Source organism: Streptomyces sp. NPDC044063 (assembly GCF_056434285.1).
The window spans coordinates 197,567-221,786 of the sequence record NZ_JBWKFM010000002.1 but is presented as its reverse complement, the minus strand read 5'-3'; the positions used below and the strand labels follow the sequence as shown (position 1 = coordinate 221,786).

The 24,220-nt window shown below is 73.9% G+C and carries 24 protein-coding genes; 12 read left to right on the top strand and 12 right to left on the bottom strand.

The window, feature by feature from the left end; genetic code table 11:
* Window positions 1-12: 12 nt before the first annotated feature.
* Together cobM and cbiE are read right to left on the bottom strand one after the other, a co-directional pair.
* The gene (gene cobM, locus AC07BS_RS04600; protein ID WP_478639907.1) at window positions 13-792 is read right to left on the bottom strand and encodes a precorrin-4 C(11)-methyltransferase; all 780 of its coding nucleotides are present in this window, start codon (window positions 790-792) and stop codon (window positions 13-15) included.
* Window positions 789-2,090: a precorrin-6y C5,15-methyltransferase (decarboxylating) subunit CbiE gene (gene cbiE, locus AC07BS_RS04595; protein ID WP_478930181.1), complete on the bottom strand. Its 1,302-nt coding sequence runs from the start codon at window positions 2,088-2,090 to the stop codon at window positions 789-791. The genes cobM and cbiE overlap by 4 nt, the downstream gene beginning before the upstream one ends.
* Window positions 2,091-2,245: 155 nt before the next feature.
* On the opposite strand from cbiE, the gene tsaD reads away from it, so the two are divergent.
* The 3 genes from tsaD to AC07BS_RS04580 all read left to right on the top strand — a co-directional run bounded on the left by tsaD (window position 2,246) and on the right by AC07BS_RS04580 (window position 6,479).
* Window positions 2,246-3,301, top strand: coding sequence for a tRNA (adenosine(37)-N6)-threonylcarbamoyltransferase complex transferase subunit TsaD (tsaD, locus tag AC07BS_RS04590; protein WP_478930333.1), 1,056 nt, complete (start codon window positions 2,246-2,248; stop codon window positions 3,299-3,301).
* An 89-nt stretch (window positions 3,302-3,390) separates the two neighbouring features.
* Window positions 3,391-6,048, top strand: a complete 2,658-nt coding sequence (gene alaS, locus AC07BS_RS04585; RefSeq protein ID WP_478930179.1) for an alanine--tRNA ligase — start codon at window positions 3,391-3,393, stop codon at window positions 6,046-6,048.
* Between the two features lie 71 nt (window positions 6,049-6,119).
* Window positions 6,120-6,479 (top strand): hypothetical protein, encoded by a 360-nt coding sequence (locus AC07BS_RS04580; RefSeq protein ID WP_478639911.1) that lies wholly within the window; start codon window positions 6,120-6,122, stop codon window positions 6,477-6,479.
* A 189-nt stretch (window positions 6,480-6,668) separates the two neighbouring features.
* Here the strand turns inward: AC07BS_RS04580 and AC07BS_RS04575 are convergent, their stop codons facing one another.
* Window positions 6,669-8,168 (bottom strand): SDR family NAD(P)-dependent oxidoreductase, encoded by a 1,500-nt coding sequence (locus AC07BS_RS04575; protein WP_478930177.1) that lies wholly within the window; start codon window positions 8,166-8,168, stop codon window positions 6,669-6,671.
* A gap of 321 nt (window positions 8,169-8,489) precedes the next feature.
* Between AC07BS_RS04575 and AC07BS_RS04570 the strand changes: the two genes are divergently transcribed.
* Window positions 8,490-8,729 (top strand): chaplin, encoded by a 240-nt coding sequence (locus AC07BS_RS04570; RefSeq protein WP_478639916.1) that lies wholly within the window; start codon window positions 8,490-8,492, stop codon window positions 8,727-8,729.
* A gap of 68 nt (window positions 8,730-8,797) precedes the next feature.
* Here the strand turns inward: AC07BS_RS04570 and AC07BS_RS04565 are convergent, their stop codons facing one another.
* Window positions 8,798-8,989: a hypothetical protein gene (locus AC07BS_RS04565; RefSeq protein ID WP_478639917.1), complete on the bottom strand. Its 192-nt coding sequence runs from the start codon at window positions 8,987-8,989 to the stop codon at window positions 8,798-8,800.
* A gap of 59 nt (window positions 8,990-9,048) precedes the next feature.
* Window positions 9,049-9,849, bottom strand: coding sequence for a sigma-70 family RNA polymerase sigma factor (locus AC07BS_RS04560; RefSeq protein ID WP_478930175.1), 801 nt, complete (start codon window positions 9,847-9,849; stop codon window positions 9,049-9,051).
* A 309-nt stretch (window positions 9,850-10,158) separates the two neighbouring features.
* On the opposite strand from AC07BS_RS04560, the gene AC07BS_RS04555 reads away from it, so the two are divergent.
* Window positions 10,159-11,061 (top strand): ribokinase, encoded by a 903-nt coding sequence (locus AC07BS_RS04555; RefSeq protein WP_478930173.1) that lies wholly within the window; start codon window positions 10,159-10,161, stop codon window positions 11,059-11,061.
* Between the two features lie 12 nt (window positions 11,062-11,073).
* Here AC07BS_RS04555 and AC07BS_RS04550 read toward each other — a convergent pair whose 3' ends face one another.
* Window positions 11,074-11,898: an AfsR/SARP family transcriptional regulator gene (locus AC07BS_RS04550; RefSeq protein WP_478639926.1), complete on the bottom strand. Its 825-nt coding sequence runs from the start codon at window positions 11,896-11,898 to the stop codon at window positions 11,074-11,076.
* Window positions 11,895-12,962 (bottom strand): ParB/RepB/Spo0J family partition protein, encoded by a 1,068-nt coding sequence (locus tag AC07BS_RS04545; protein ID WP_478930171.1) that lies wholly within the window; start codon window positions 12,960-12,962, stop codon window positions 11,895-11,897. Before AC07BS_RS04545 ends, AC07BS_RS04550 begins: the two co-directional genes overlap by 4 nt.
* Window positions 12,963-13,207: 245 nt before the next feature.
* Here AC07BS_RS04545 and AC07BS_RS04540 point away from each other — a divergent pair, with 245 nt between their 5' ends.
* Genes AC07BS_RS04540 through AC07BS_RS04525 form a run of 4 tightly spaced genes read left to right on the top strand, consistent with a single transcriptional unit; the run spans window position 13,208 to window position 16,254 of the window.
* Entirely contained in the window at window positions 13,208-13,648 is a 441-nt protein-coding gene (locus AC07BS_RS04540; RefSeq protein WP_478639932.1) for a helix-turn-helix domain-containing protein, read from the top strand.
* Window positions 13,649-13,680: 32 nt separating this feature from the next.
* Complete coding sequence (locus AC07BS_RS04535; RefSeq protein ID WP_478639935.1) at window positions 13,681-14,196, top strand: toxin; 516 nt, start codon at window positions 13,681-13,683, stop codon at window positions 14,194-14,196.
* Complete coding sequence (locus tag AC07BS_RS04530) at window positions 14,193-15,452, top strand: MAB_1171c family putative transporter (protein WP_478930168.1); 1,260 nt, start codon at window positions 14,193-14,195, stop codon at window positions 15,450-15,452. The genes AC07BS_RS04535 and AC07BS_RS04530 overlap by 4 nt, the downstream gene beginning before the upstream one ends.
* A gap of 43 nt (window positions 15,453-15,495) precedes the next feature.
* The gene (locus AC07BS_RS04525; RefSeq protein WP_478639941.1) at window positions 15,496-16,254 is read left to right on the top strand and encodes an alpha/beta hydrolase family protein; all 759 of its coding nucleotides are present in this window, start codon (window positions 15,496-15,498) and stop codon (window positions 16,252-16,254) included.
* 14 nt (window positions 16,255-16,268) lie between these two features.
* Here the strand turns inward: AC07BS_RS04525 and panD are convergent, their stop codons facing one another.
* The 4 genes from panD to AC07BS_RS04505 form a co-directional block, all read right to left on the bottom strand.
* Window positions 16,269-16,685, bottom strand: coding sequence for an aspartate 1-decarboxylase (gene panD / locus AC07BS_RS04520; protein ID WP_478930166.1), 417 nt, complete (start codon window positions 16,683-16,685; stop codon window positions 16,269-16,271).
* 58 nt (window positions 16,686-16,743) lie between these two features.
* Entirely contained in the window at window positions 16,744-18,840 is a 2,097-nt protein-coding gene (locus AC07BS_RS04515) for a SpoIIE family protein phosphatase (RefSeq protein WP_478639947.1), read from the bottom strand.
* 196 nt (window positions 18,841-19,036) lie between these two features.
* A complete protein-coding gene (locus AC07BS_RS04510; protein WP_478639950.1) occupies window positions 19,037-19,663 on the bottom strand; it encodes an ATP-binding protein in 627 nt (208 codons plus the stop codon).
* Window positions 19,664-19,941: 278 nt separating this feature from the next.
* A complete protein-coding gene (locus AC07BS_RS04505; protein ID WP_478639952.1) occupies window positions 19,942-20,595 on the bottom strand; it encodes a DUF4360 domain-containing protein in 654 nt (217 codons plus the stop codon).
* Window positions 20,596-21,019: 424 nt separating this feature from the next.
* Here AC07BS_RS04505 and AC07BS_RS04500 point away from each other — a divergent pair, with 424 nt between their 5' ends.
* Window positions 21,020-21,430, top strand: coding sequence for a helix-turn-helix transcriptional regulator (locus AC07BS_RS04500; protein ID WP_478930163.1), 411 nt, complete (start codon window positions 21,020-21,022; stop codon window positions 21,428-21,430).
* Here the strand turns inward: AC07BS_RS04500 and AC07BS_RS04495 are convergent.
* The gene (locus AC07BS_RS04495; protein ID WP_478930162.1) at window positions 21,416-22,234 is read right to left on the bottom strand and encodes a hypothetical protein; all 819 of its coding nucleotides are present in this window, start codon (window positions 22,232-22,234) and stop codon (window positions 21,416-21,418) included. The genes AC07BS_RS04500 and AC07BS_RS04495 overlap by 15 nt on opposite strands.
* 342 nt (window positions 22,235-22,576) lie before the next feature.
* On the opposite strand from AC07BS_RS04495, the gene AC07BS_RS04490 reads away from it, so the two are divergent.
* Complete coding sequence (locus AC07BS_RS04490) at window positions 22,577-23,557, top strand: trypsin-like serine peptidase (protein WP_478639961.1); 981 nt, start codon at window positions 22,577-22,579, stop codon at window positions 23,555-23,557.
* A gap of 387 nt (window positions 23,558-23,944) precedes the next feature.
* Entirely contained in the window at window positions 23,945-24,130 is a 186-nt protein-coding gene (locus AC07BS_RS04485; protein WP_478639964.1) for a hypothetical protein, read from the top strand.
* The last annotated feature ends 90 nt before the right edge of the window (window positions 24,131-24,220 follow it).

Sequence of the window (24,220 nt, the reverse complement as noted above, 5' to 3'; positions counted from 1 at the left end):
CATACCCACAGGTCACTCGCCGCCCGAATTCCACACTGTCCGACCGCAGTTGTCCCGATCCCGGTCCGTCGAATAGAGGAAGCTGTCGGGGAACTGACCGGCCGCCAGGGACCGTCCCACGAGGATCACCGCGGTGCGTACGACCCCGGCCTCGCGCACCTGCCCCGCGATGTCGGCGAGGGTGCCGCGGAGCACGATCTCGTCGGGCCGGCTGGCCATCGCCACCACGGCGGCGGGGCAGTCGGGCCCGTAGTGCGGGAGCAGCTCGGCGACGACGCGGTCGGCGTGGCGGGCGGCCAGGTGCAGCACGATGAGGGCGCCGCTGCGGCCGAGGGTGGCCAGGTCCTCGCCGGGGGGCATGGGGGTGGCGCGCTGGGCGACGCGGGTGAGGATGACGGTCTGGCCGACGGTGGGCACGGTCAGTTCGCGGCCGAGGGCGGCTGCCGCCGCGGCGAAGGCGGGCACGCCGGGCACGATCTCGTACGGGATGCCGGCCGCGTCCAGCCGGCGGATCTGCTCGGCGACCGCGCTGAAGACCGAGGGGTCGCCGGAGTGCAGCCGGGCTACGTCGTGTCCGGACTCGTGGGCGCGGACGATCTCGGCCATGATCTGGTCGAGGTCCAGATGGGCGGTGTCGACGAGGCGGGCGTCCGGCGGGCATTCGGCGAGGAGTTCGCGGGGCACCAGGCTGCCGGCGTAGAGGCAGACACCGCACCGGGCCAGGAGGCGGGCGCCGCGCAGTGTGATGAGGTCGGCGGCGCCGGGTCCGGCACCGATGAAGTGGACGGTCATGCGTCGGTCTCTCCTTCTGCGGGTGTCGCCGGGGTCGCGCGTTCGGCCACGGCTACGGTTTCGGCCACGGCCGCGGGCTTGGCCACGGTCCACTGCGTCACGGGCATCGCCTGCCGCCAGCCGGTGAAGCCGCCGACGGGCACCGCGTGGGCGACGGCGAGCCGGGTGAGCTCGCCGCCGTGGCGCCGGTACCACTCGGTGAGCAGGGCCTCGGACTCGAGGGTGACGGTGTTGGCGACGAGCCGGCCGCCGGGCGGCAGCGCCGCCCAGCAGGCGTCGAGCAGTCCGGGCGCGGTGAGGCCGCCGCCGACGAAGACGGCGTCGGGGACGGGCAGGCCGACCAGCGCGGCGGGCGCGGCGCCGGTGACGACGCGCAGGGCGGGTACGCCGAGGGCGTCGGCGTTGTGGGCGATGCGCGCGGCCCGGACGGGGTCGCGTTCGACGGCGACGGCCCGGCAGGAGCGGTGGGAGCGCATCCACTCGATACCGATGGAACCGGAGCCTCCGCCGACGTCCCACAGCAGTTCACCGGGCGCCGGCGCGAGGGCCGCGAGGGTCACGGCCCTCACGTGCCGCTTGGTGAGCTGGCCGTCGTGCTCGAAGGCGTCGTCGGGCAGCCCGGGGGTGAGCGGCAGCCGGCGGGCGCCGGGGGCGCGCCGGCAGGTGACGGCGATGACGTTGAGGGGGTCGCCGGGCGGGTGGGGCCAGTCGTCGGCGGTGCCGTCGAGGCGGCGTTCGCCCGGGCCGCCGAGCTGCTCGAGGACGGTCATCGCGCTGGGCCCGTAGCCGCGGGCGCGCAGCAGGGCGGCCACCTCGGCGGGCGTAGCGGCGCCGGAGGAGAGCACCAGAAGCGTACGGCCGTCGTGGAGGGCGGCGTTCAGCGTGCCCGGGGGCCGGCCGACGAGGCTGACGACCTCGGTGTCGTGCAGCGGCAGGCCGAGGCGGGCGCAGGCGTACGAGACGGAGGACGGGTGCGGCAGGACGCGCAGCCGGTCGGGGCCGAGGACCTCGGCGAGGGTGCGGCCGATGCCGTGGAACATCGGGTCGCCGCTGGCGAGCACGGACACCCGCCGGCCGGCGTGGGCTTTCAGCAGCCCGGGGACGGCGGGGCGCAGCGGGGAGGGCCAGGCGACGCGCTCGCCCGGGCACTCGGCGGCGGGCAGCAGGCCGAGCTGGCGCGGGCCGCCGATGATCACCTCGGCGTGGCGCAGCGCCTCCCGGGCGTCGGGGGCGAGTCCGGGCCAGCCGTCGGCGCCGATGCCGACGACCGTCACGGGGGCGGGGCTCACGGGATTCAACGGGGTCCACCTCGGGATGCACAGGGCGAACGGGGGCACCGGAACTCTACTGACCTGCGGGGACGCCGTCGGAGCCCGGGCCTCGCCCGAGCTTGTTGCATAGGATGTGCAAATACACAATCAAGGCAGGAGGCGCGTTCGTGAAGCGTTCACCGGTGGTGCTGGGGATCGAGTCGTCCTGCGACGAGACCGGCGCGGGTCTGGTCCGGGACGGGAAGCTGCTGGGCCACGCGGTGGCGTCGAGCATGGACGAGCACGCCCGCTACGGCGGCGTGGTGCCGGAGATCGCCGCCCGGGCGCATGTGCACGCGGCCGCCCCGGTGGTCCGGGCCGCGCTGGCCGACGCGGGCCTGGAGCCGCGCGACATCGACGCGGTCGCGGTCACCACCGGCCCCGGCCTGTCGGGCGCCCTCCAGGTCGGCGTGGCCGCGGCCAAGGGCCTGGCCTACTCGCTGGGCGTCCCGCTCTACGGCGTGCACCATCTCGCCGGGCACGTGGCCGCCGACACCCTGGAGCACGGCCCGCTGCCGAATCCCTGCATGGTGCTGATCGTCTCCGGCGGCCACACCTCGCTGCTGCTGGTCCGGGACCTGGCCCGCGACCCGATCGTCCATCTCGGCGACACCCTCGACGACGCGGCCGGCGAGTGCTTCGACAAGGTCGCGCGGGTCTTCGGGCTGCCCTACCCCGGCGGCCCGGCCGTGGACCGGGCCGCGCGCGAGGGCGATCCGCGGGCCGTGGCGTTCCCCCGGCCGCTCACCGGGCCGCGCGACGACCCCTACGCCTTCTCCTTCTCCGGGCTGAAGACGGCCGCCGCCCGCTGGGCCGAGCGGCACCGGGAGGCGGGCCTGCCGCTGCCGGTCGCGGACGGCGCGGCCTCGCTCCAGGAGGCGATCGCCGACGTACTGACCCGCAAGGCCGTCGCCGCGTGCGCCGAGCACGGCGTGGGCACCCTGGTGGTGGTCGGCGGCGTGGCCGCGAACTCGCGGGTCCGGGCCCTGGCGCAGGCACGCTGCGATGCTGCGGGCATCGAGCTGCGCGTCCCGCCGCTGCGGCTGTGCACCGACAACGGCGCCATGATCGCCGCTGTCGGCGACCTGCTGGTGCGCGCGGGGGCCGAACCCGCGCCGCTCGACGTGTCCGTCGACCCGTCGGCGCCCCTGGAGTACGCGGCCCTCCACCCCGTGACCCGCGTCGTCCGCGCCGCCTGATCCGCCTGATCCGCCTGATCCGTCCAATCCGCGCGACCCGCCCGACCCGCCTGATCCGCCCGACCCGCCGAGCGATTCCGGAGCCCCGTGTGCGTACCGCCGACATCCGCAGCCGCTTCCTCGAGTTCTTCGCCGCGCGCGGGCACACCGTGGTGCCCAGCGCCCCGCTGCCGACGCCCGACCCGACGCTGCTGTTCGTCAACGCCGGCATGGTGCCCTTCAAGCCGTACCTGACCGGTGAGGCGGCCGCGCCGTGGCCGCGCGCCACCAGCGTGCAGAAGTGCGTGCGGACCCTCGACATCGAGGAGGTCGGCCGGACCACCCGGCACGGCTCGTTCTTCCAGATGAACGGCAACTTCTCGTTCGGCGACTACTTCAAGGAGGAGGCGATCGGCCACGCCTGGGAGCTGTCCGTCGGCCCTCTCGCCGAGGGCGGCTTCGGCCTCGACCCGGACCGGATCTGGGTGACCGTGCACCACTCCGACGACGAGGCCGCCGCGATCTGGCGGCGCGTCGCCGGGCTGCCCGAGGAGCGGATCGTACGCCGGGGCGACGAGGACAACTTCTGGTCCATGGGCGTCCCCGGCCCCTGCGGCCCCTGCTCGGAGCTCTACTACGACCGGGGCCCCGCCCTCGGCCGCGCGGGAGGCCCCGCGGTGGACGAGGACCGGTACATGGAGTTCTGGAACCTCGTCTTCATGCAGTACGAGCGCGGCGAGGGGCCCGGAAAGACCGGCTATCCGATCCTCGGCGAGCTGCCACGCCGCAACATCGACACCGGCATGGGCCTGGAGCGCATGGCCACCCTCCTCCAGGGCGTCGACAACCTCTACGAGACCGACGAGACCCGGCCCGTCCTCGACCGGGCCGCCGAGCTCACCGGCGTGCGCTACGGCGCCGACCACCGGGCGGACGTCCGCCTGCGCGTCGTCGCCGACCACGTCCGCACGGCCCTGATGCTGCTCGCCGACGGCACCGCGCCCGGCAACGAGGGCCGCGGCTACGTGCTGCGCCGCATCCTGCGCCGGGCCGTGCGCTCGGTGCGGCTGCTGGGGTACCAGGACCCCGCCCTGCCCGAGCTGCTGCCCACCGCCCGGGACCGCATGCGGCACGGCTACCCGGAGGTGGCCGAGGAGTTCGACCGGATCTCCCAGCAGGCGTACGCCGAGGAGGAGGCCTTCCGCTCCACCCTGCGCCAGGGCACGACCGTGCTCGACACGGCGGTGGCCGAGGTCACGGCGCGCGGCGGCCACCTGCTGCCGGGCGAGCGGGCCTTCCTGCTCCACGACACGTACGGCTTCCCCATCGACCTGACCCTGGAGATGGCCGAGGAACAGGGCGTCGAGGTCGACCGCGAGGGCTTCACGGCCCTCATGGCCGAACAGCGCGAACGCGCCCGCGCCGACGCCCGCGCCCGCAAGTCGGGCGGCGCGCTCGACACGTCGGCGCTGCGAACGGTGCTGGACGCGCACGGGCCGACGGACTGGCGGGCGTACGAGGCGCTGACGACGGACGCGACGGTCCTGGCCCTGCTGGGGCCGGCCGGCCCGCTGCCGTCCGTACCCACCGGCGAGATCGCCACAGCCATCCTCGACAGCACGCCCTTCTACGCCGAGTCGGGCGGCCAGGACAGCGACGCGGGCACGCTGACGGGCGCGTCGGTGGAGGCCGAGGTCCTGGACGTCCAGCGGCCCCTGCCGGGGCTGATCGCCCATCAGGTGCGGGTGACGGCGGGCGAGCTGGCGGTGGGTGACACCGTACGGGCCGCCGTCGACCCCGAGTGGCGGCTGGGCGCCCGGCAGGCGCACTCCGGCACCCACGTGCTGCACGCCGCGCTGCGGCAGGTGCTGGGCCCGACGGCGCTCCAGTCCGGCTCGTACAACCGGCCCGGCTATCTGCGGCTGGACTTCCCCTGGCGCGGCGCCCTCGGGCCGGCCGCGCGGAGCGAGGTGGAGGAGGCGGCGAACCGGGCGCTGCGCCGGGACCTGCCGGTCGAGGTGCGCTGGATGTCGCTGCCGGAGGCAAAGGGGATCGGTGCCCTCGCTCTGTTCGGGGAGACGTACGGCGAGCGGGTGCGGGTGGTCGAGATCGGCGGCGCCTGGTCGCGCGAGCTGTGCGGCGGCACCCACGTGGACCACGCGTCGCAGGTGGGCGTGGTGGCGCTGACGGCCGAGTCGTCGGTGGGGGCCGGTATGCGGCGCCTGGAGGCCGCGGTGGGCTTCGAGGGCTTCGGCTACCTCGCGCGCGAGCGCGACCTGGTGACGCGGCTGGCGGAGCAGCTCCAGGCCCCGCGCCCGCAGCTGCCGGACCGCGTCGCGACGCTGCTGGAGCGGCTGAAGGCCGCCGACCAGCGGTCGGAGGAGCTGCGGCGCCGCGCCGCGCTGGAACGCGCGGCGGAGCTCGCGGGCGCGGCGGCCGACGTCCACGGCACGCTCGTGGTCGCGGCGACGACGGACGGCGACGCGAGGGCGCTGGCGCTGGCCGTCCGCGACCGTCTGCCGGCGGACCGGCCGGGCGTGGCGGCGATCGGCGCGCCGGCGGACGGCGGCCGGGCGGTCCTGGCCCTCGCCCTGAACGGCCCCGCCACAGCCACCGGCCTGTCGGCCGCCACACTGGTCAAGGCCCTCCTCGGCGGCCGCGGCGGCGGCACGCCGGAGGTGGCGCAGGGCGGCGGCGTGCCGGCGGAGTCGCTGGCGGCGACGCTGGACGGGGTGGCAGGGCTGCTGAAAGGTTCCGGCGGGCGGTGACCAACTGGTTCCGCTCAGGCACCGACGGAGGAACCGATACGGTGCGAGGAACGCCCGAGGATGGAGGACCCATGACCGCGCGGCACGCCGAAGAACCCGCTGAGCTCGTACCGCGCCCGGAGATGACGTTCCCGGCGCTGCGCACCGCGCTGGCCCGCGTCGCGTCCTCCCGGCTCGCCGAGTTCCAGGCGGACCGTGACTCCGCTTTCACCGCGGCCACCCAGCACGCATCCTTCAACCCGATCCGCATGTTCCAGGTCAAGTGGGCGACCGAGATCGAGATCGAACGCAGGCCGGCCTTGGCCGCTCGCTACCGGGCGGCCCTGGACGGCGCGAACACCTTCGACCGCGACGACCCGAGATGGCGAGCGGCCATGGACGAGTGCATGGCCGTCCGCAACGAGGCCCGGGCAGCGGTGACCGGTGACTGAGGCCTGGGGGCGAAGTACACGGGTACGTCGCCCCGCATGCAGGAGAAGACCGTCGATGCGTCGGGGATGTTCGTCTACCAGGTCGTGCCGCGCCACCAGCGGGTCTACATCCGGCAGGTCACCTTCCTCGGCCTGTGACCCGCAGGCGGTGCGGCACTCCGGACGGGCGGGGCAGCGGAAGCGTGCCGCTTACCAGTTCGCCTTGCCGTAGTCCTTCAGGAAGCACCCGTACAGGTCCTCCCCCTCCTCGCCGCGCACGATCGGGTCGTAGACGCGCGCCGCGCCGTCGACCAGGTCGAGGGGGGCGTGGAAGCCCTCCTCGGCCAGCCGCAGCTTGTCGTAGTGCGGGCGCTCGTCGGTGATCCAACCGGTGTCGACCGAGGTCATGAGGATCTTGTCGGTCTGGAACATCTCCTGGCCGCTGGTCCGGGTCACCATGTTCATCGCGGCCTTGGCGGCGTTGGTGTTCGGGTGCCCCGCGCCCTTGTAGCCGCGGCTGAACACACCCTCCATGGCGGAGACGTTGACGACGTACGCGCGACCGCTGGCCGCCCGCCGGGCCGCCTCGGCCATCGCCGGGCGCAGCGCGCTGATCAGGATGAACGGCGAGGTGTAGTTGCACAGCTGGGTTTCGAGCAGCTCGACCGGGGAGATCTGGTCGATGGTCTGCACCCAGGTGTTGGTCTCGACGACGTCCGGCAACAGGCCGCCGGCGTCGATGGCGGTGCCGTCGAGGTGCCGTTCGAGGCTGGCGTTGCCCGCGACCAGGGCGAGGTCGGCGACCTTCTGGGCGTCCAGGCCGCTCGTGCCCAGCGGCAGCGCGGCCAGGCCGTCGACCGCGCCGGAGTTGAAGGCGCCGATGACGTGGTGGGCGGGCAGCTCGCCGGCGGGCAGCGGGGCGCCCTCGCCCTCGACCAGTGCGGCGTACGCGCTGGGCAGTCGGCGCACGGTCTGGGTGGCGTTGTTGATCAGGATGTCCAGCGGGCCGGCCTCGGCGACCTGCTCGGCGAGCGCGACGGCCTGGGCCGGGTCGCGCAGATCGATGCCGACGACCTCCAGGCGGTGCATCCAGTCCGCCGAGTCCTCCATCGCCTTGAAGCGGCGGATGGCGTCCTTGGGGAAGCGGGTGGTGATCGTGGTGTGAGCACCGTCACGCAGCAGCCGCAGCGCGATGTACATGCCGATCTTGGCCCGGCCGCCGGTGAGCAGCGCACGCTTGCCCGCGAGGTCGGCGCGGGCGTCGCGCTTGGCGCGGTTCTCGGTCGCGCAGCCCGGGCAGAGCTGGTGGTAGAAGTAGTCGACCTCGACGTACCGCGTCTTGCAGACGTAGCAGGAGCGCGGGCGCTGGAGTATCCCCGCGATCCGGCCGGCCTCGGTGATCGAGGACGGCAGGATGCCCTCGGTCTCGTCGTCGATCCGGTCGGCGGAGCCGGTGGCGGTGGCCTCGGTGACCATGCGGTCGTTGGCGGTCTTGGCGGCGCGGCGCTCCTGGCGGCGGCGCTGCTTCACCGTGCGGTAGATCCCGGCGGTGGCGCGCCGGACGGCGATCGCGTCGGGGTGATCGACCGGGAGCCGGTCGAGCTCCTCCAGGACGCTCAGGCAGATCGCCATGCGCTCGGGGGCTATGCCCGGGGTGTCGGTGTCCGACGGGTGGCCTGCACCGTCGTGCTTCTCTTCAGTGACGGTCATGACCGCTGTCGTATCCCAGTCCGCTTGTTCGACAAATGTTCCAGGAAACTGTACGTAGCCGAACGCGGGAGCGCCAAACCGTGGCGTGGGAGCGCCGGGGGCGGCGGCCCGACGGGGTGATCACGGGATCACGGGATCACCAGGGGCGGGAACCGCGCCTCACACCCCACCCCCCGACCCCCTCGCCCCCAACCCCCGGACATTACATCCGACTTATTGGCCTTTCCGGGTTAATTCCATGACTCAGGGCCCATATTCACCCATCTCCTACTGAAACGGCGGCCACAATTGCCTCTCAACACCCCTTAGAAAGGTTTAGCCATGTCGCGTATCGCCAAGGCAGCCATCCTGACCGCCGCCGTGGGCACCACCCTCACCGGGGCGTCCGGCCTCGCCGCCGCCGACTCCGGCGCGCAGGGCGCGGCGGTGGGCTCCCCCGGCGTCATCTCCGGCAACGTCATCCAGGTCCCGATCCACCTCCCGATCAATCTCTGCGGGAACTCGATCGACATCATCGCTCTGCTGAACCCGACGTTCGGCAACACCTGCGTCAACAGCTGACCTTCGTCCCACCCCCAGGAGCGCGCGCGTCACAGCCGGACCGCGCGCCGCGCGGGGAGGGGTCACAGTCAGCCGCCGGACCCCTCTCCCGCGTGTTCGTGGCGCCCACCGACCTCCTGGTGGGCGCCACCGCCATGTGCGGGCGCGGCCACCGGGTCGGGCTCGGCGCCGTCGGGGCCGGTGTGCTGGGCGCCCGGCAGGTCGGGGATCTCCACGATCGGGGGGAGGTCGGGGGTCAGGTTCGAGTGGCTGGACTCCATGGCTCGGTCCTGTCTTGAAGCGGGATTCGGGGCGCGCGGCGGGAGGGCCGCCCGCGGGATCACGCCGCCGCGAGCTGCCGGCGCAACCGGGCGCAGGTGCGGGTGAGGATGCGGGAGATCTGCATCTGCGAGACGCCCAGCCGGGCGCCGATCTGCTGCTGGGTGAGATTGCCGAAGAAACGCCAGTACAGGACGTACTTCTCCCGCTCGGACAGCCCGTCGAGGAGCGGTTTGAGCGACTGCCGGTCGACGACGAGCTCCAGCGCCCGGTCGATGCGGCCGAGGGTGTCGGCGAGCGGCAGCTCGTCGGAGCCGGCCACCGGGTGGTCGAGGGACAGCGTGTGATGCACCCCGTCGGCGTCGAGGCCCCGGCGGACCTCCTCCTCCGACAGGCCCGTCTCCGCCGCCAGCTGGGCCACGGTGACCTCCGCGCCGGCCCCGAGCTGCTCCAGCCGGGCCGTCGCGGCACGTACGGCGGCCCGCAGCTCCTGGTCCCGGCGGGGAATGTGGAGGGACCACACATGGTCCCGGACATGGCGTTTCAGCTCGCCGTTGATCGTGGGGATGGCGAACGACTCGAAGGCGTGGCCGAGCCGCGGATCGTAGCGGTCCACGGCGTGCACCAGGGCCAGCGCGGCCACCTGCCGAAGATCGGCGGGGCTCTCGCCGCACTTGCGGAAGCGCACGCTCACCCGCTCGGCCATGGGCAGCCAGGCGGCGATGAGGTCCTGCCGCAGCCGGTCGCGCTCCTCCCCGGCGGGGAGGGCGGCCAGGCGGACGAAGAGCTCCGCGGTGTCGGCGGCCTCCGTGCCGCGGGCGCGGGCTGCGCGGGCGGACGGGCGGGATGTCGGCTCGGCCATGGTCACGGTTGTCCCCTCGCTCGTGCGTCAAGGAGTGCCTGCCGGCCGGAGGGGCTCGCCGTGGGCGGCCGCCCCGTGGCCCGGCCGGGGCGTTGACCGGGCGACGCGGTGCTGCGGGGCCCGGCCTGTGTCGGCCACGGTCGTCCCAGCATGACCCGGGGCCGGGCTTCCCGCGACTCGGAGCGTCGGCGGTCGGTGACACGGTGTGACGGCCGGGGCCGGCTGGAAGATCACCCGGCGATGCGGCGGCGGACGGGCCGGATGAGAGGCTGCCGGGGCTGGTTCGACGGATGAGGGGACGAGAGGCAGATGTACGACGTACTGGTGGTGGGCTCGGCCAACGCCGACCTGACGGTCCGGGTGGACCGGCGGCCGGGCGCGGGCGAGACCGTGTCCGGCACGGACCTGGTGGAGTCGGCCGGGGGCAAGGGCGCCAACCAGGCCGCCGCCGCGGCCCGGCTCGGGGCCCGAACCGCCCTGCTGGCGCGGGTCGGTGACGACGCGTTCGGCCGGCTCCTGCTGGAGGCGCAGCGCGAGGCGGGCACGGAACTGCGCCACGTCCTGGTGGAGGAGGGCACCCGTACCGGCACCGCGATGATCGTGGTCGGCCCGGACGGGGACAACACGATCGTGGTCTCGCCCGGCGCCAACGCCCGCCTGTCACCCGCCGATGTGACGGCGGCCCGGGACGCCGTCGCCGCGTCGGCCGTCCTCTCGCTCCAGCTCGAAGTGCCGTTGGAGACGGTACGGGCGGCGGTCGGGCTCGCGGCGGAGACCGGCACCCGGGTCGTCCTCAACCCCTCCCCCGAGCCCGCCTCCGGAAGCCTGGACCCCACCCTGCTGGCCGCGGCCGACCCCCTGGTCGTCAACGAACACGAGGCCCGGCGCCTGTCGGGTCTCCCGGACGGCACCCCGGCGGACTGGGCACGCACCCTGCGCGAGCGGGGCGCCCGCTCGGTCGTGGTGACCCTGGGCGGGGAGGGAGCACTGGCCCTGGACGGCACCGCCACCACTCCGGCCACGGTGCCGGGCGTCCCGGTGAAGGTCGTGGACACCACGGGCGCCGGCGACGCCTTCACGGGCGCCCTGTCCTACCGGCTCGCCCGCGGCGACACCCTGGAGGAAGCCACCCGCTACGCGGTCCGCGTCGGCGCCGCCTCGGTCACCCGCGAGGGGGCGCAGCCGTCGTACCCGACGGCGGCGGAGCTGTAGGGGGCGGGCACCTCAGCGAGCCGTCTGGCGCGGGATCAGGTCCAGGGCCTCGGCCCTGTCGTGGGGGTGGCGGTCGTCCAGGGTCATCAGTTCGACGACGGCCTGGGCGTCGCCCAGGGTGGCGGCGGACCGTAGGTGGTGGCGGGCTCGGGTGACGCGGCGCAGGGTGAGCTGGAGGCGGGCCAGGGCCAGGTGGGCCTCGGCCGTCAGGGCCGGGTCACCCGTGCCCCGGGCGGCGCGCAGGGCGTCGGACAGGGAGTCCTCGGCCTCGTCGAAGCAGCCGTCGTCGGCGAGGCGGCGGCCCGTCGTCAGCAGGGCCTCGCAGACCGCGCGCCGCCGGGCCTCCAGGCGGGCCGCGGCGGACTCGGTGAGGCGTCCGCCCACGCCTTCGAGGGCGGGGCCGCTCCACAGGTCGAGGGCGGCGCGGTAGAGCGTGCCTGCGCGCCGGGGTTCGCCGCGCGCCGCGGCCCGGTCGGCCGCGTCGACCAGGTCGTCGAACTCGCGGACGTCGAAGTCGGCCCGTTCGGTGCACAGGCGGTAGCCGGCGGGCGCGCCGGCGATGACGGTGCGGCTGTGTCCGGCGGCCCGGAACGCCTTGCGCAGGGCCAGGACGTCCAGGGCGACGCGGGCCCGTGCGGAACGCGGGGGCCGGTCGCCCCAGATGGCGTCGACGAGGGTGGCGGCGGGGACCACCCGGCCCCGGGCCAGGACGAGCAGCGAGAGGATGACGCGCTGCCGGCGGCCGGCGACGGCGACCGGCGCGTCGCCGACGGTCGCCGAGACGGGCCCGAGGAGGCTGAAGGAGAGTCCGTCGGGGCGGACGGCCGTGAGGGTCACTGGGCTCCTCCGCCGCGGCGGTCGAGTTCGCCGGCGAAGCGCAGCCAGGTCTCGGCGCTGTGCCGGGCGGCCTGGGCCACGGCCTCGCGGCGGTGGGCGGGGACGGCGTCGACGAGCCGGCGCCAGCGTTCGCCGCTCATGGCGTGGGCGCTGAGCAGGTGGAGCAGGGCCCGGCCGCCCTCGCTGAAGCGGAGGGAGGGGTCCGAACGCAGGGTGCGCAGGAGCGGTTCGGTGCTGACGCCGGCCGGGCGGGCGACGGACGGGCGCGCCGCGGGGGACGCGGCCGGCGCGGCCCCGGTGACGGTGGGCGCGGGGACGCGGGCCCGAGGCGCCCCGGCCGGGGCGGTGGCCACCGGGCTGGGCACGGCGCGGATGCCCGGCTCGGCGGCCTTGTCGCGGTTCTCGGCGTCCCGCAGCTTCTTGGGGACGGGATCGAGTCCTTGGCGGACGCGCAGCCGGACGTCCCGGGCGGTGCCGACGGCGATGCCGGCCATGCCCGCGATCTCGCGGAGGCTGGCGTCGGGCCTGGCCGCGATGAGCGCTCCGGCGCGGCGGCGGCCCTCGGCGGCGTTGAGCGGGCGCACCCGGCCGTCGCGGCCGGTGCGGGCGGGTGGTTGCGGGCCGGCGTCGGCCGACCGCCGGCGCACCGCGGCCACGGTGCTGGCGGCGAGGCCCGTCGCCGAGGCGATCAGGCGGTCCGACCAGTGTGGATGGCTGCGGATGATGCGCTCGGCGGCGGCCGACCGGTCCGCCTGGGTGAGCGGCAGGCCGCGCAGGATGTTCGCGCGGACCGCGTGGACGAAGGCGTCCTCGGCGCTGCCGTCGAAGAACCGGACCGCGATCCGCTCATCCCCCCGTAGACGAGCGGCTCGCAGCCGGTGCATGCCGTCGACGACCCGCAGGGTGGCGCGGTGCACGACGATGGCCGGCAGGGGTACGTCCAGCGCGGCGAGCGCCTGGACGTGCCGGAGGTCCTCGCCCGCGACCCGGGGTGAGTCCCCGGGTAACAGCACGTCGGGAGAAAGCAAGGCGAACTGCTGCTGCTCCGGTTCCGGAACCGTCACGGCACCCCCTCCAGATGGACCTCCGGCCACGGCGGATCTCGCACTCGGAGGGGGGCGGGCGTCTGGAACCCTTCCCCTCCAACTGGTGATTGACCGCTCTCACGAGCGATCCAACACCAGTCGATCCGCCGACAGAGAGGAAGCTAAGCACCGGCGACGCCCGTGTCAACCGAGTTGAGCACTCGGGCACATGGACTCCCGCCGGGGTCCTTAAGCTAGATTGACCGCAGGAGGGAGGTGCGATCATGAACGATTCCGACGCCCCGCCGACTCTGGCCGACAAGCTCAACCACCTGTTCCGGACGGTGGTTCCGGCCGGCCGGGAGCCGTACACCACGGAGGAAGTGGCACGCGAGATCACCGCGGGGGGTGTCCCCATCTCCGGCAGCTACATCTGGCTGCTGCGCAAGGGTCAGCGGAACAATCCGACGCTGCGGCACGTGGAGGCGCTGGCGAAGTTCTTCGGCGTACCTCCGGCCTATTTCTTCGACGACCAGGTGACGGAGGCGGTCAACGCCGACCTGCGTCTGCTGGTGGCTCTGCGGGACACCCAGGTGCAGCGCGTCGCACTCCGCGCGGCCGGGCTGTCCCCCGAGAGCCTGCACTCGATCAATGAAGTGATCGAGCGGGTCCGCGAGTTGGAAGGCCTTCCCACGAACCGGACCCGGCCGCCCGACAGCCCCTAGCCCTACGGGGGGACCCCGTGAAATTCAAGAGGTTGCACCAGCGCAGTCTGGAGCTGGTTCGCGGCCTGGACATCCCGACGCCGTTCGACGTGTGGGCGCTCGCCCGTACCGTCGCCGAACGCCACGGCCGGCCCATCCACCTGGAGCCCCTCCGGCTCCCCCTGGACGGGCCGTGCGGACTGTGGGTTTCCGCACCGGATGTCGACTACATCTTCTACGAACAGGACACCAGCCGCCTGCATCAGGAACACATCATCGCCCATGAACTGGGGCACGTCGTCTGCGGTCACAAGGAGAACGCCGTGCTGGGTGAGGAAACGTCACGGCTCCTGCTGCCCACCCTCGACCCGGCCATGGTCCAGGGCGTGCTGCAGCGCACGTACTACACCTCGGCGGAGGAGCGGGAGGCCGAGATGGTCGCCTCCCTGATCCTCCAGGAGGCCAACCGGCAGCCCCGTGAGCGCAACTGGAGTGTGCCCCGCGAGGCGGCCGAGACAGTTGAACGCCTGGACCGGTCCCTGCGCGGCATCACCCCGGACGAGATGTGATCACTTCCCTCCATTCCCTCGGGGCCGTCGTCGCCTGGGCCGGCCTCTTCTACAAGCTCCGCGCGCTCCGGCAGAACCCCCGCGATCCCGCCCTGGCCGCGCTGTGCGCCGTCTTCGCCCTCTCCGGGCTCAGCTTCTTCTTCTCGCTGCCCCCGGTGTGGGTGCGCGTGGACGAGCTGACGGGCGTACCGAACATCGCCGCGGTCCTCGCCCAGAGCTGTGTGCTGTCGCTGGTCGTCGGACAGCAGGTGGTCCTGACGTACTGGGCGCGCCCGCCCGAGCGGGCCCGCCGGCTGGTCCGCTGGCAACTGACGTTCTGCGCCGTGTCCCTGGCCGCCCTGGTCACGCTCTTCTGCCTGCTCACCCCGACGGTGCAGCGGGTGCGGGGCTTCACCCTCTACTACGTCCACGACCCCTACTACATCGCCTACCTGTCCCTGTACGTCGGCACGTACCTCATCGGCGAGGCGAACGTCTTCCGCGTCTGCTGGGGCTACTCCCGGGTGGCGGGACGGACCTGGCTGCGCCGGGGGCTGCGGGTCATCGCCGTCGGCGCGTTCCTGACCCTCGGCTACGGCGCGATCCGGGCCGGGAACATCCTCGGCACCGTCTTCGACTTCGACCTGCGGGCCTGGGAGAACGTCGCCTGGCTGTGCGGGGACATCGGCTCCGCGCTCACGCTGGTGGGCTGGACGCTGCCGGGGTGGGGGCCGCGCGCGGCCGCGGCCGGCCACTGGGTGACGGCCTACCGCCGGCACCGCCGGCTGTATCCGCTGTGGGCCGCGCTGCACGCGGCCGTCCCCACGATCGCCCTCGCGCCGCCCGGCGGCCCGTTCGCCGACCGGCTGGCGCTGCGCCGGATGGACTTCCGTCTCTACCGCAGGGTCATCGAGATCCGCGACGGGCAGCTGGCGCTGCGCGCCCACCACGACCCGGTGGTGGCCGAGCGGGCCCGGGCCGAGGCCATCGCCGCCGGAATGCCCGAGTCCGGGATCGGCCCGTACGTCGAGGCGGTACGCATCAGGGCGGCCCTGGCGAGCAGGGCCGTCGGCCGCGCGGCCGACGGCGGTGGCGGGCCGGCCGATCCGCCGCCCCATGGCACCGACCTCTCCGAGGAGACGGTGTGGCTGGTGCGCGTCGCCACCGCGTTCGCCGCGCTGCCCGGCCCGGTGCCACCACCCGCCGGAGACGTGCGGGGCGTTCAAGTGGAGCCCGCGCCGCGCCAGTCGGCCGGCCGGGGGCGGGATGGAGATTGATAGCGTCCTGCGGTCAGCAGGAGACGTTCCGGAAAGGTGCCCCGTGTCAGTACCCGCGTCCGTTCCCGCCCAGGTGAGCCACGAACTCGCCACCGCCCCCAACGGCAAGCTCGTCGACGTCTACCGGCCCGGCGAGCCGGAGACGCCGTCGCCCACGGTGCTGCTCTGGCACGGCATCGGGCCGGACGAGCGGGACGTCCTCGCGCCGCTGGCGCGGGCGGTCGCGGCGATGGGCGCGCTGGTCCTCGTGCCCGACTGGCGTTCCGACGCCCCCGACGGCGGCCGGGCACACCTGCTGGCCTCGCTGGAGTACGCCCGGGAGCACGCCGCCGCTCTGGGCGGCGACGCCGGGCGCATGGTGCTGGCGGGCTGGTCGGCGGGGGCCTCCGCGGCCATGGGCGTGGCGCTCCATCCGGAGCTGGTGGGCGGCTGGCGGCCGGCGGCGGTCGTGGGCATCTCCTCGCGCTACGACCGGCCCGCGCGCAGCACGGGCACCCCGCCGCTCGGCGACCTGGCGCGGGGTGGCCCGGCCGACCCGCCACCGGTCCCGGTCAGCCTGGTGCACGGCACGGCGGACGAGCTGATGGATACCGGGTACTCCCGGGAGCTGCTGGGCGCCCTCACCACGCACCGCTGGCCGGCCCGGCTGGAGACGGTGCGGGCGAACCACGCGGGGGCGATCGGCGTGGAGTACGACCCGGAGCTGGACCGCTGCCGGCCCAGTGAGGACGTGGCGGTGCGGGCGGCCGGGGAGCTGACGGCCCGGCTGATCGCTCGGGCCGCCGGCATCCCGGCGGCCTGAGCGGGCGCGCGGCGTCAGCCGGCGACGCGGTCCCCGCGCGAGAGACCGGAGCCCTCGGGGACGTCGGCCGGGTCGCTGCCGAGGTGGACGACGGCGTTGCGCTCGTCGACGAAGACGACGCGGGGCTCGAAGGTACGGGCCTCGGCGTCGTCCATGGTGCCGTAGGCGATGAGGATGACGAGGTCGCCGGGGCTGATGAGGCGGGCCGCGGCACCGTTGACGCCGATCACGCCGCTGCCCCGGGGGCCCTCGATGACATAGGTCGACAGCCGGGCGCCGTTGTCGATGTCGACGATGTCGACCTTCTCGCCGGGCAGCAGGTCGGCGGCCTCCATCAGCTCCGCGTCCACGGTCACCGATCCCACGTAGTGGAGGTCGGCCTGGGTCACGGTGGCGCGATGGATCTTGGACTTCATCATGGTGCGGTACACGAAGCACTCCCGAAAATAGGCTCCCTGCCTGCTTATGTGCAGGTCAAGGGCGATTTCGTCACTGTACAACGCCGCCGGAGGGGCGTACCCGCGCGATGAGCAGCGCGACGTCGTCCTGGTCATTGTCCGCGCGCAGCTCGGCCAGCAATCGGTCGCAGGTGGACTCCAGGTCGAGGCGGGGTCCGGCGAGCAGCTCCACGAGCTTCTCCAGCCGGGTCTCGATGTCCTCGTCGCGGGTCTCCACCAGGCCGTCGGTGTAGAAGACCAGCTGGTCGCCGGGGCGGAGTGGGACGGCGACGCTCTCGAAGGGGACGCCGCCGACGCCGAGCGGGGCCCCGGTGGGCAGGTCGACCAGGTACGGGCGGTCGCCGGGGCGGACGAGCACGGGCGGGAGGTGCCCGGCGTTGGCGATGCAGCAGCGGTCGCGGTGCGGGTCGTAGAGGGCGTAGACGCAGGTGGCGATCGTCTGGTCGAGACCACTGGCGGAGCGGTCGAGGTGCCGCAGCACCCGCGCGGGGTCGAGGCCCAGCCCGGAGAGGGTCCGCGCCGCGGTGCGCAGCTGGCCCATGGCCGCGGCGGCGTTGATGCCGCTGCCCATGACGTCCCCGACGACGAGGGCGCTGCTGTCCCCGTCCTGGGGGATGACGTCGAACCAGTCGCCGCCGACCTGGACGGCGGCGCCGGCCGGCTGGTAACGGTAGGCCACTTCCAGCCCGACCAGGTTCTGGGGCCGCTGGGGCAGCAGGTCGCGCTGGAGGGTGAGGGCGGTGGCACGCTCGCGCTGGTACCAGCGGGCGTTGTCGATGCAGACGGCGGCCCGGGCGGCCAGCTCGCCGGCGAGGACGACGTCGTCCTCGCCGAAGGGCTCGGGGTTGGCGGTGCGCTTGAGGTCCAGGGCGCCGAGCACCTCTCCCCTGGCGATCAGCGGTACGGCCAGGTAGGAGTGGAGCCCGGCGCGGCGCAGCAGCTCGGCCGCCGCCGCGTCGCGGGCGATGCGCGGCAGGTCCTCGGGGTGGACGTGGGGCAGCCGGACGGGCAGTCCGGTGGTCACGCACTGGGCGACGAGCCGGTCGGCGGCGTACTGGGCGATCTCGCCCGGCGGGTCGGCGGCGCGCACGGCTTCGGCGGCGTGGGAGGTGTCGGAGGAGGCGACGGCCAGGGCCCGGAAGACGGCCGCCCGCCGGTCGGGCGGGGTGGTGTCGCCGCGCAGCGCGGAGTCGAGGACGTCGACGGCGGCCACGTCGGCGACGTGCGGCACCACGACCTCGGCCAGTTCCCGGGCGGTCTGGTCGAGGTCGAGGGTGGTGCCGACGAGGACGGACGCGTCGGCGATGAGGGCCAGTCTGCGGCGGGCCTCGGCGACCGAGCGGTGCCGGTCGGTGACGTCGACGTCCGAGGTGGCCAGCCCCATGGGGTGGCCGGCGGGGTCGTCGAGCCGGTAGAAGGAGACCAGCCGGGCGCGCTCGCCGCCGGCGGGGTCGGCGGTGGGGCCGACGACGAACCGGTCCAGCAGCGGGGTGCCGGTGGCCAGGACCTCGCGCAGGGCGGCCTCGGTGGCCTCGGCCTCGCGGGCGTCCAGGAAGGACAGCGCCTCGCGGACGTGCCGGCCGAGGTAGGAGCCGGCGGGCCGGCCGTGGATGCGTTCCAGCGCGGGGTTGACCATGACGTAGCGCAGCCGGGTGTCCAGGACGGCCAGCCCGATCGGGGACTGGGCCACCAGGCGGAGGGAGAGGGCGAGGTCGCGCTCGACGTCGCGGAGGACCTCCTGGTCGGTGGCCATGCCCAGGGCGTAGACCGCGCCGTCCTTGTCCTCCAGCCGCATGTTGCGGAACTCCAGCGGGCGCAGCCGGCCGTCCTTGTGGCGGGCGGGGAAGACCCCGGCCCAGCTGCCGCCGCCGCCCATCACCTTGGCGAAGAGCTCCAGGACCTCCTGCCGGTCGTCCTCGTCCACCAGCAGCCGGGCCGCGTACCGGCCGAGGGCCTCGTCGGCGGTCCAGCCGAACAGGTCCTCGGCCTGGGGGCTCCACAGCACGATCCGGCCGTCCCGGTCGAGCACCACGGCGGCCACGCCGAGCACGTCGAGGAGCCCGCCGGCCTCGTACGGGGCCGGTCCGGCCCGGCCGGGGACCGGCCCGGATGCGTCCGTGGTGCCCATTCGAGGTCCTCCCGCTCGGAACGGTGCGGCGGCCTCGCGCCGGAATGTGCCGGTCCGGTTCCTCCGTGTGTCTCTCGCCCGTCACGCCGCAGCGTCTTCCATGTTCTCTCGGAACCCGGCCGGTGCGCAGCCCGCGGACACGGTGCGGACGGCGCCGGTGGTGCGTCCGGGCCGCCGCGCGCCCCCGTGGAGGGGGCTACCGGCCGGATGGGGCGGAGGGGATCGGCAGGGCGAACCAGACCGTCTTGCCGGTGCCGGTGGCGTGGTGGCCCCAGTGGGCGGCGAGCCGCTCGACGAGCCAGATGCCGCGGCCGTTCTCGCTGTCCTCGGTGGCCTCGCCGCAGGCGGGCAGGCAGCCGCCGCCGTCGCTGATCTGGGCGATCAGATGGCCGGAGGTGCGGTGGAGGACGAGCTCCACCTCCCCGCGGCCCTCGGGCACGTGCACGACGGCGTTGGTGACCAGCTCGGAGAGGAGCAGGACCGCGTCGTCCGCCAGGACCTCCAGTCCCCATTCGGCCAGCAGGGCGCCGGCGAACCTGCGCGCGGCCGCCACCGAGCGGGGCGAGGAGGGCAGCGCCAGGGCGCGGGCGTACGCGACGGGCGCGCCGGGGTCGAGCCGGGTGACGAGGGGCAGGGGGAACGACACGGCCGGGAACGGCCGCGCGGGAGCGGCGTGCGTACAGGAGGGGAGTCCGAGCCGCTGGCCCCACGGACCCACCGGCCGCCGGGTCCGGGTCGTCCGGTCCAGGAGGGCTTCGGGGGCGCTGGTGATGGCGTCGGCCGTATGCGTGGGACTCGAGAAGTCGCTACTGAATGCAGGCATGAGGCTCTGATGCGATCGAGGGGGGCGGGGCGGGGACCGGCCGTTCTCGCGCCCGGCCCGGTCCGCGGATCTCCGCGAGGGAAAGTCCCCCCACATTCGCTCGGTTTTCGCCACAGGTCTATACCCGATGAGTGATCCATGCGGCACGTTGTGCGATATGTGCAGGTGAAAGGGGGCACACCTCAAGCAAAGTCGATGTGAGCGACGACACGATCAAGCCATCTCCGGGGAACGCGGGGGCGGCCCGCCGGCCGGCCCCCGCGTCCGGCCTCGGCCGCTTACGGCTTCGGGCACTCCTTCCAGGCCAGGTGGTAGACGGTGTTGATGCTGCCGTCCGTGGAGTCCATGGTCATGAAGCTGGTGGTTTTGCTCGGGTCGGAGCTGCCGGCGTTGACTCTGATCTCGGTGTTGATGTTGAAGTTCCGCAGCTCACCACAGGGGTGCCAGACCAGCGCGGCGATCGGGACGCTGTCGGTGGCCTGCCAGTTGTCCTCGTAGCTGCCTCTGAAGGTGTGGGAGAGCGGGGTGGTGACGGGGGAGCCCTGGAAGTAGTACGACGCCTTCTGGGTGCCCGAGGCGCCGTTCTCGAGCTTGGCGTAGCCGCGGTAGTCGGCGGCGGCTATCGCGTAGGTGAAGCCCTGCGGGACGTGCACGTTCAGGTTCAGCTGGCAGTTCTTGCGGAAGTCGGTGGGCTTGGAGCCGACGCCGACCTGGGCGAGGTAATCGCTGTAGGTGACGGTGAAGGCCGTGTTGTCGGGCGAGACCGCGACGGCGGCGGTCCCGGCCGGGCAGCCCGAGCCGTTGACGGTGGCGACCTCGATGACGATCTTGTCCGGCGGCGGGTTGGTGATGACGGAGCCGACGTTGTGCGGGGACAGCGGCGCGGCGAGCAGGGTCGCGACGGCGCCTGCGGTGAGAAGTCCGGCGGGCATGGTGCTCCAATCGTTTGTCCGCGGGCCGACGGCCCGAGGGGAAGGACACAACGGTTCCCGCGCCCGGGTGGCGACGGTCGTCTTCCCCCGAGCGGAAGGGGAGGGCGCCGGGATCCGGTACGTGCCGGGCGCACCGGGAGGGGCCCGTGGACGGCGGCACGACAGGGCCAAAAGACAGCCATGCCCATGCCAATCCCGGGTTTCCCTGCGGCCCGTGGGTCGGGGAGCGTTCGCATGGTAGGGGGCGGGACAGGGGTTGGCCAGACTCTCCGCCGTGGCCGCACACGGCCCCGCTCCACCGATCTGGCCGAAATCCGCCGCCACGGGCGTCTGCCCTGGTCACCGGGCGCGGAAGGGGGCCCTCCCGGTGCCTCGTCCCGAATTCCCCGGGCCCGGAGTGCTTTTAGTCAGGACTAAAGGTGGCATGCTGCGTACAGGACTCGGAATCGGCACTCGTGACCTGACGACTGCACAGCTGGTGGGGGTAGACATGGCCTGGCGGAAGAGCGCGGAAGGCGGTCACGCGGCGGAGCGGGCGGGAGCCGCGCTCGCGCGCCGGACGACGGCCTCGCTGGCCGGCCTCCTCGCGGAACGCGGCATGACCCGCAAGGACCTGGCCGACTGCATGGGTGTCTCCCCCGGCCGGGTAAGCCAGATCCTCTCCGGCGACGAGAACCTCACCCTGCGCTCGCTCGCCGCCGTGGCCGCCTCCCTGGACGCCACCGTCGAGATCGTCTTCCACGACCCCGCCCCGGACCGGAGCACCTCCGCCGCGGAGTCCTCGGCGCCCGAGCCGGCGCCCCTGACCCACGTCACCCCGTCACGACACTTCTGAGACACCGTCCGGAGCGCCGCCCAGGACGTCCAGGGCGACCGGGGTGTCCGGAGCCTCCGCCTGGTGGTGCCGCTTGATCGCGAGGATCCTGGCCGCGTCGCTGCGCTTGCCGAGGGCGTGCTCGAGCTCCAGCAGATGGCACAGGTACTGCTCGGCCTCGCCGAAGGCCCGCCGGACCAGCCGGATCTCCTCCCGGGTGGGCTGCCGCCCCTGCTGCTGACAGGCCTTCTCCACCTTCGTCTCGACGGTGATCCACTTCTGTGCGGCCGCCCGCACCTCCTTGTGACGGTCGTTGATCTCCCGCTTGATCGCGGTGCGGCCACGGCTCGTACGCCCCGGCACGTCGACGCGCATCAGCAGATGCCGCCGGAGGTCGCCGGCGAAGGCGTCGAGGTCCCAGCAGTCCTGGAAGCCCCCGGCCATCCGCTCGCACCAGTCGGCCCGGTCCGTCCGCAACCGCAGCGCCAGCTGGTGGAGCAGCAGCGAGTTGCCGAGGGTCGCCACGGCCATCGCCGCGCGTCCGCCCGGCTCCCCGCGGCCCCGGGCTATCACGCCCCAGCCCGTGGCCACCCCGACCGCCATGGGCGGCACGCTGGGCGTCAGGGGCAGCAGCATCCCGCTCGCCAGGGCCGCCATGCCGCAGGTCCACAGCACCACGCACAGGGCCAGCGCCGCCGAGCGGAACGTCCCCAGCAGCCGGCCGTCCTCCTTGAAGCGGAAGACCAGGCACACCCAGGTCACCGGCGCGCAGACGGCGGCGGGCAGGACCCACTCGGAGATGACGGACGCCTGGTCCAGTGCCACAGCGGCTCCCGGTCTGGAGACGGAAGGGCGGCAAGGCCCTTCGTGACACCTACCGCGACGACCAAATGATGTTCCCACCGCACCGGTTACGGCGTGCGACGATCCGGCCAAGATCCTGGCGGACCGAACGGATCAGGCCATGCCGGCGCCCCGTCCGGCGCCGAACGGCGGGCACCCGACACCTCTTGACGCGCCCCTGTCAATATGCACGACGCCGTGGCACTCTGCTGGACGCACCTCGCATTGCGCACCACTCGTCTGCCCGGACCGCCCGACCGCGCGCGGTCCGGCCCCCACACGGCCCGCGCGGCCCCGCGCGCGGCCTCGGCAGAAGGAGTACGCGTGAGACGATCCCGCCGTACGACCGCCGGCATCCTGCTGGCCGCCGGCGCCCTGCTCGCCACGGGCGCCCAGGCCACCGCGGCGGGCGCCGCCCCGGCCCCCGCCCCGGACACCACGCACACCGCCGCCCCCTCGACGGCGGCCCAGCAGAGGATCAGGGACTTCTGGACGCCCGAGCGGATGCGCTCGGCCACCCCGCTCGACCTCGTCACCGTCTCGCCCGGCGCGCTCCGGACCCCCGCCCCCGGCGGCCCGGCGACGACCGTGGCGCCCAGCGAACCGAGCCCGCACGTCCGGTCCTTCCCACAGGCGGGCGGGCCGTGGACCGGCGGCGGCGCGGTGGTGAGGACCTCCGGCCGGGTGTTCTTCACCTTCCAGGGCCGCACCGCCTCCTGCTCGGCGAACGCCGTCACCAGCCAGAACTCCAGCACCGTGCTCACCGCCGGGCACTGCGTGAAGTACCAGGGCGCCTGGCACACCAACTGGACCTTCGCGCCCGGCTATCACGACGGCCAGACCCCGTACGGCACCTGGTCGGCGGCCAAGACCATGTCCACCCCGCAGTGGGTGGCGAGCGAGGACATCAACTTCGACGTGGGCGCCGCCGTCGTGGGCCGGCTGGACGGCAGGAGCCTCACCGAGGTGGTCGGGGCCCAGGGCCTGTCGTTCAACGGCGGCTACGGCAAGGCGATGTACTCGTTCGGCTTCCCCGCCGCGGCACCGTACGACGGGACGAAGCTCATCCACTGCAGCGGGAACTCCAGCAAGGACTTCCTCCTCACCAAGGACCACGGCCTGGGCTGCGACATGACGGGCGGCTCCAGCGGCGGACCGTGGTTCACCTCGTTCGACGAGGCCGCCGGCACCGGCCTGCAGGCCTCGGTGAACAGCTTCGGCTACACCTTCCTGCCCAACAGGATGTTCGGCCCGTACTTCGGCGACGAAATCAAGTCCCTCTACGACCAGGCGCAGATCGCTTGACCGTCCGGCCCGTCCACCGCACCCCGGGGCGCTCCGCGCGTCCCGGGGTGCGTGCTTTTCGGAAGATTACGATTCCCGACCAATCGCTTTCCCTTCCGATCGCCACTGGACAGAGCACCGGCCAATGGACCCGGAAACGCCGGGGTTTGCCGTTTAGCCGGTTTATCACCCCGGGCGGCTGATTTCCTTCATTACCTACCGGCTCGATGGCCGACGGGTCGCGCGAGGCGCTAAGTTCCCTGACACCGGAGGAGCCCTGGGCGGGTGCCACCGCTACCAGGGCTCCTGTCGCACACCATTCCACCGCTGGAAGGATTGTGAATGCGCGATTTATTCCGAAGGCGTCGTACCGCTCCCCCGGCGAGCCCCGACCCTAGCAGTCGGCAGATGCACGTGCAGCGCGCAATTGCCTGGGTTGTCACGCTGCGACTCGACGGTTTCCTCTCGGTCGTCGTCCTTCCCGTGATCCTCGTCGGCCACGCGCCCCCGGACCTCGGCGTCGGCGCCGTTCTGCTGGCGTGCGTCGCGGCCTGCCGGGCGCACTGGCGGTACCAGCGCGTTCACCGCCTCTGACACCGCGGGCGCGGGGGGGGGGGGGGGGGGGGGGGGGGGGCGGGGGGGGGGGGGGGGGGGGGGGATAGAGGAGCGGGGGGGGTGCGGCGA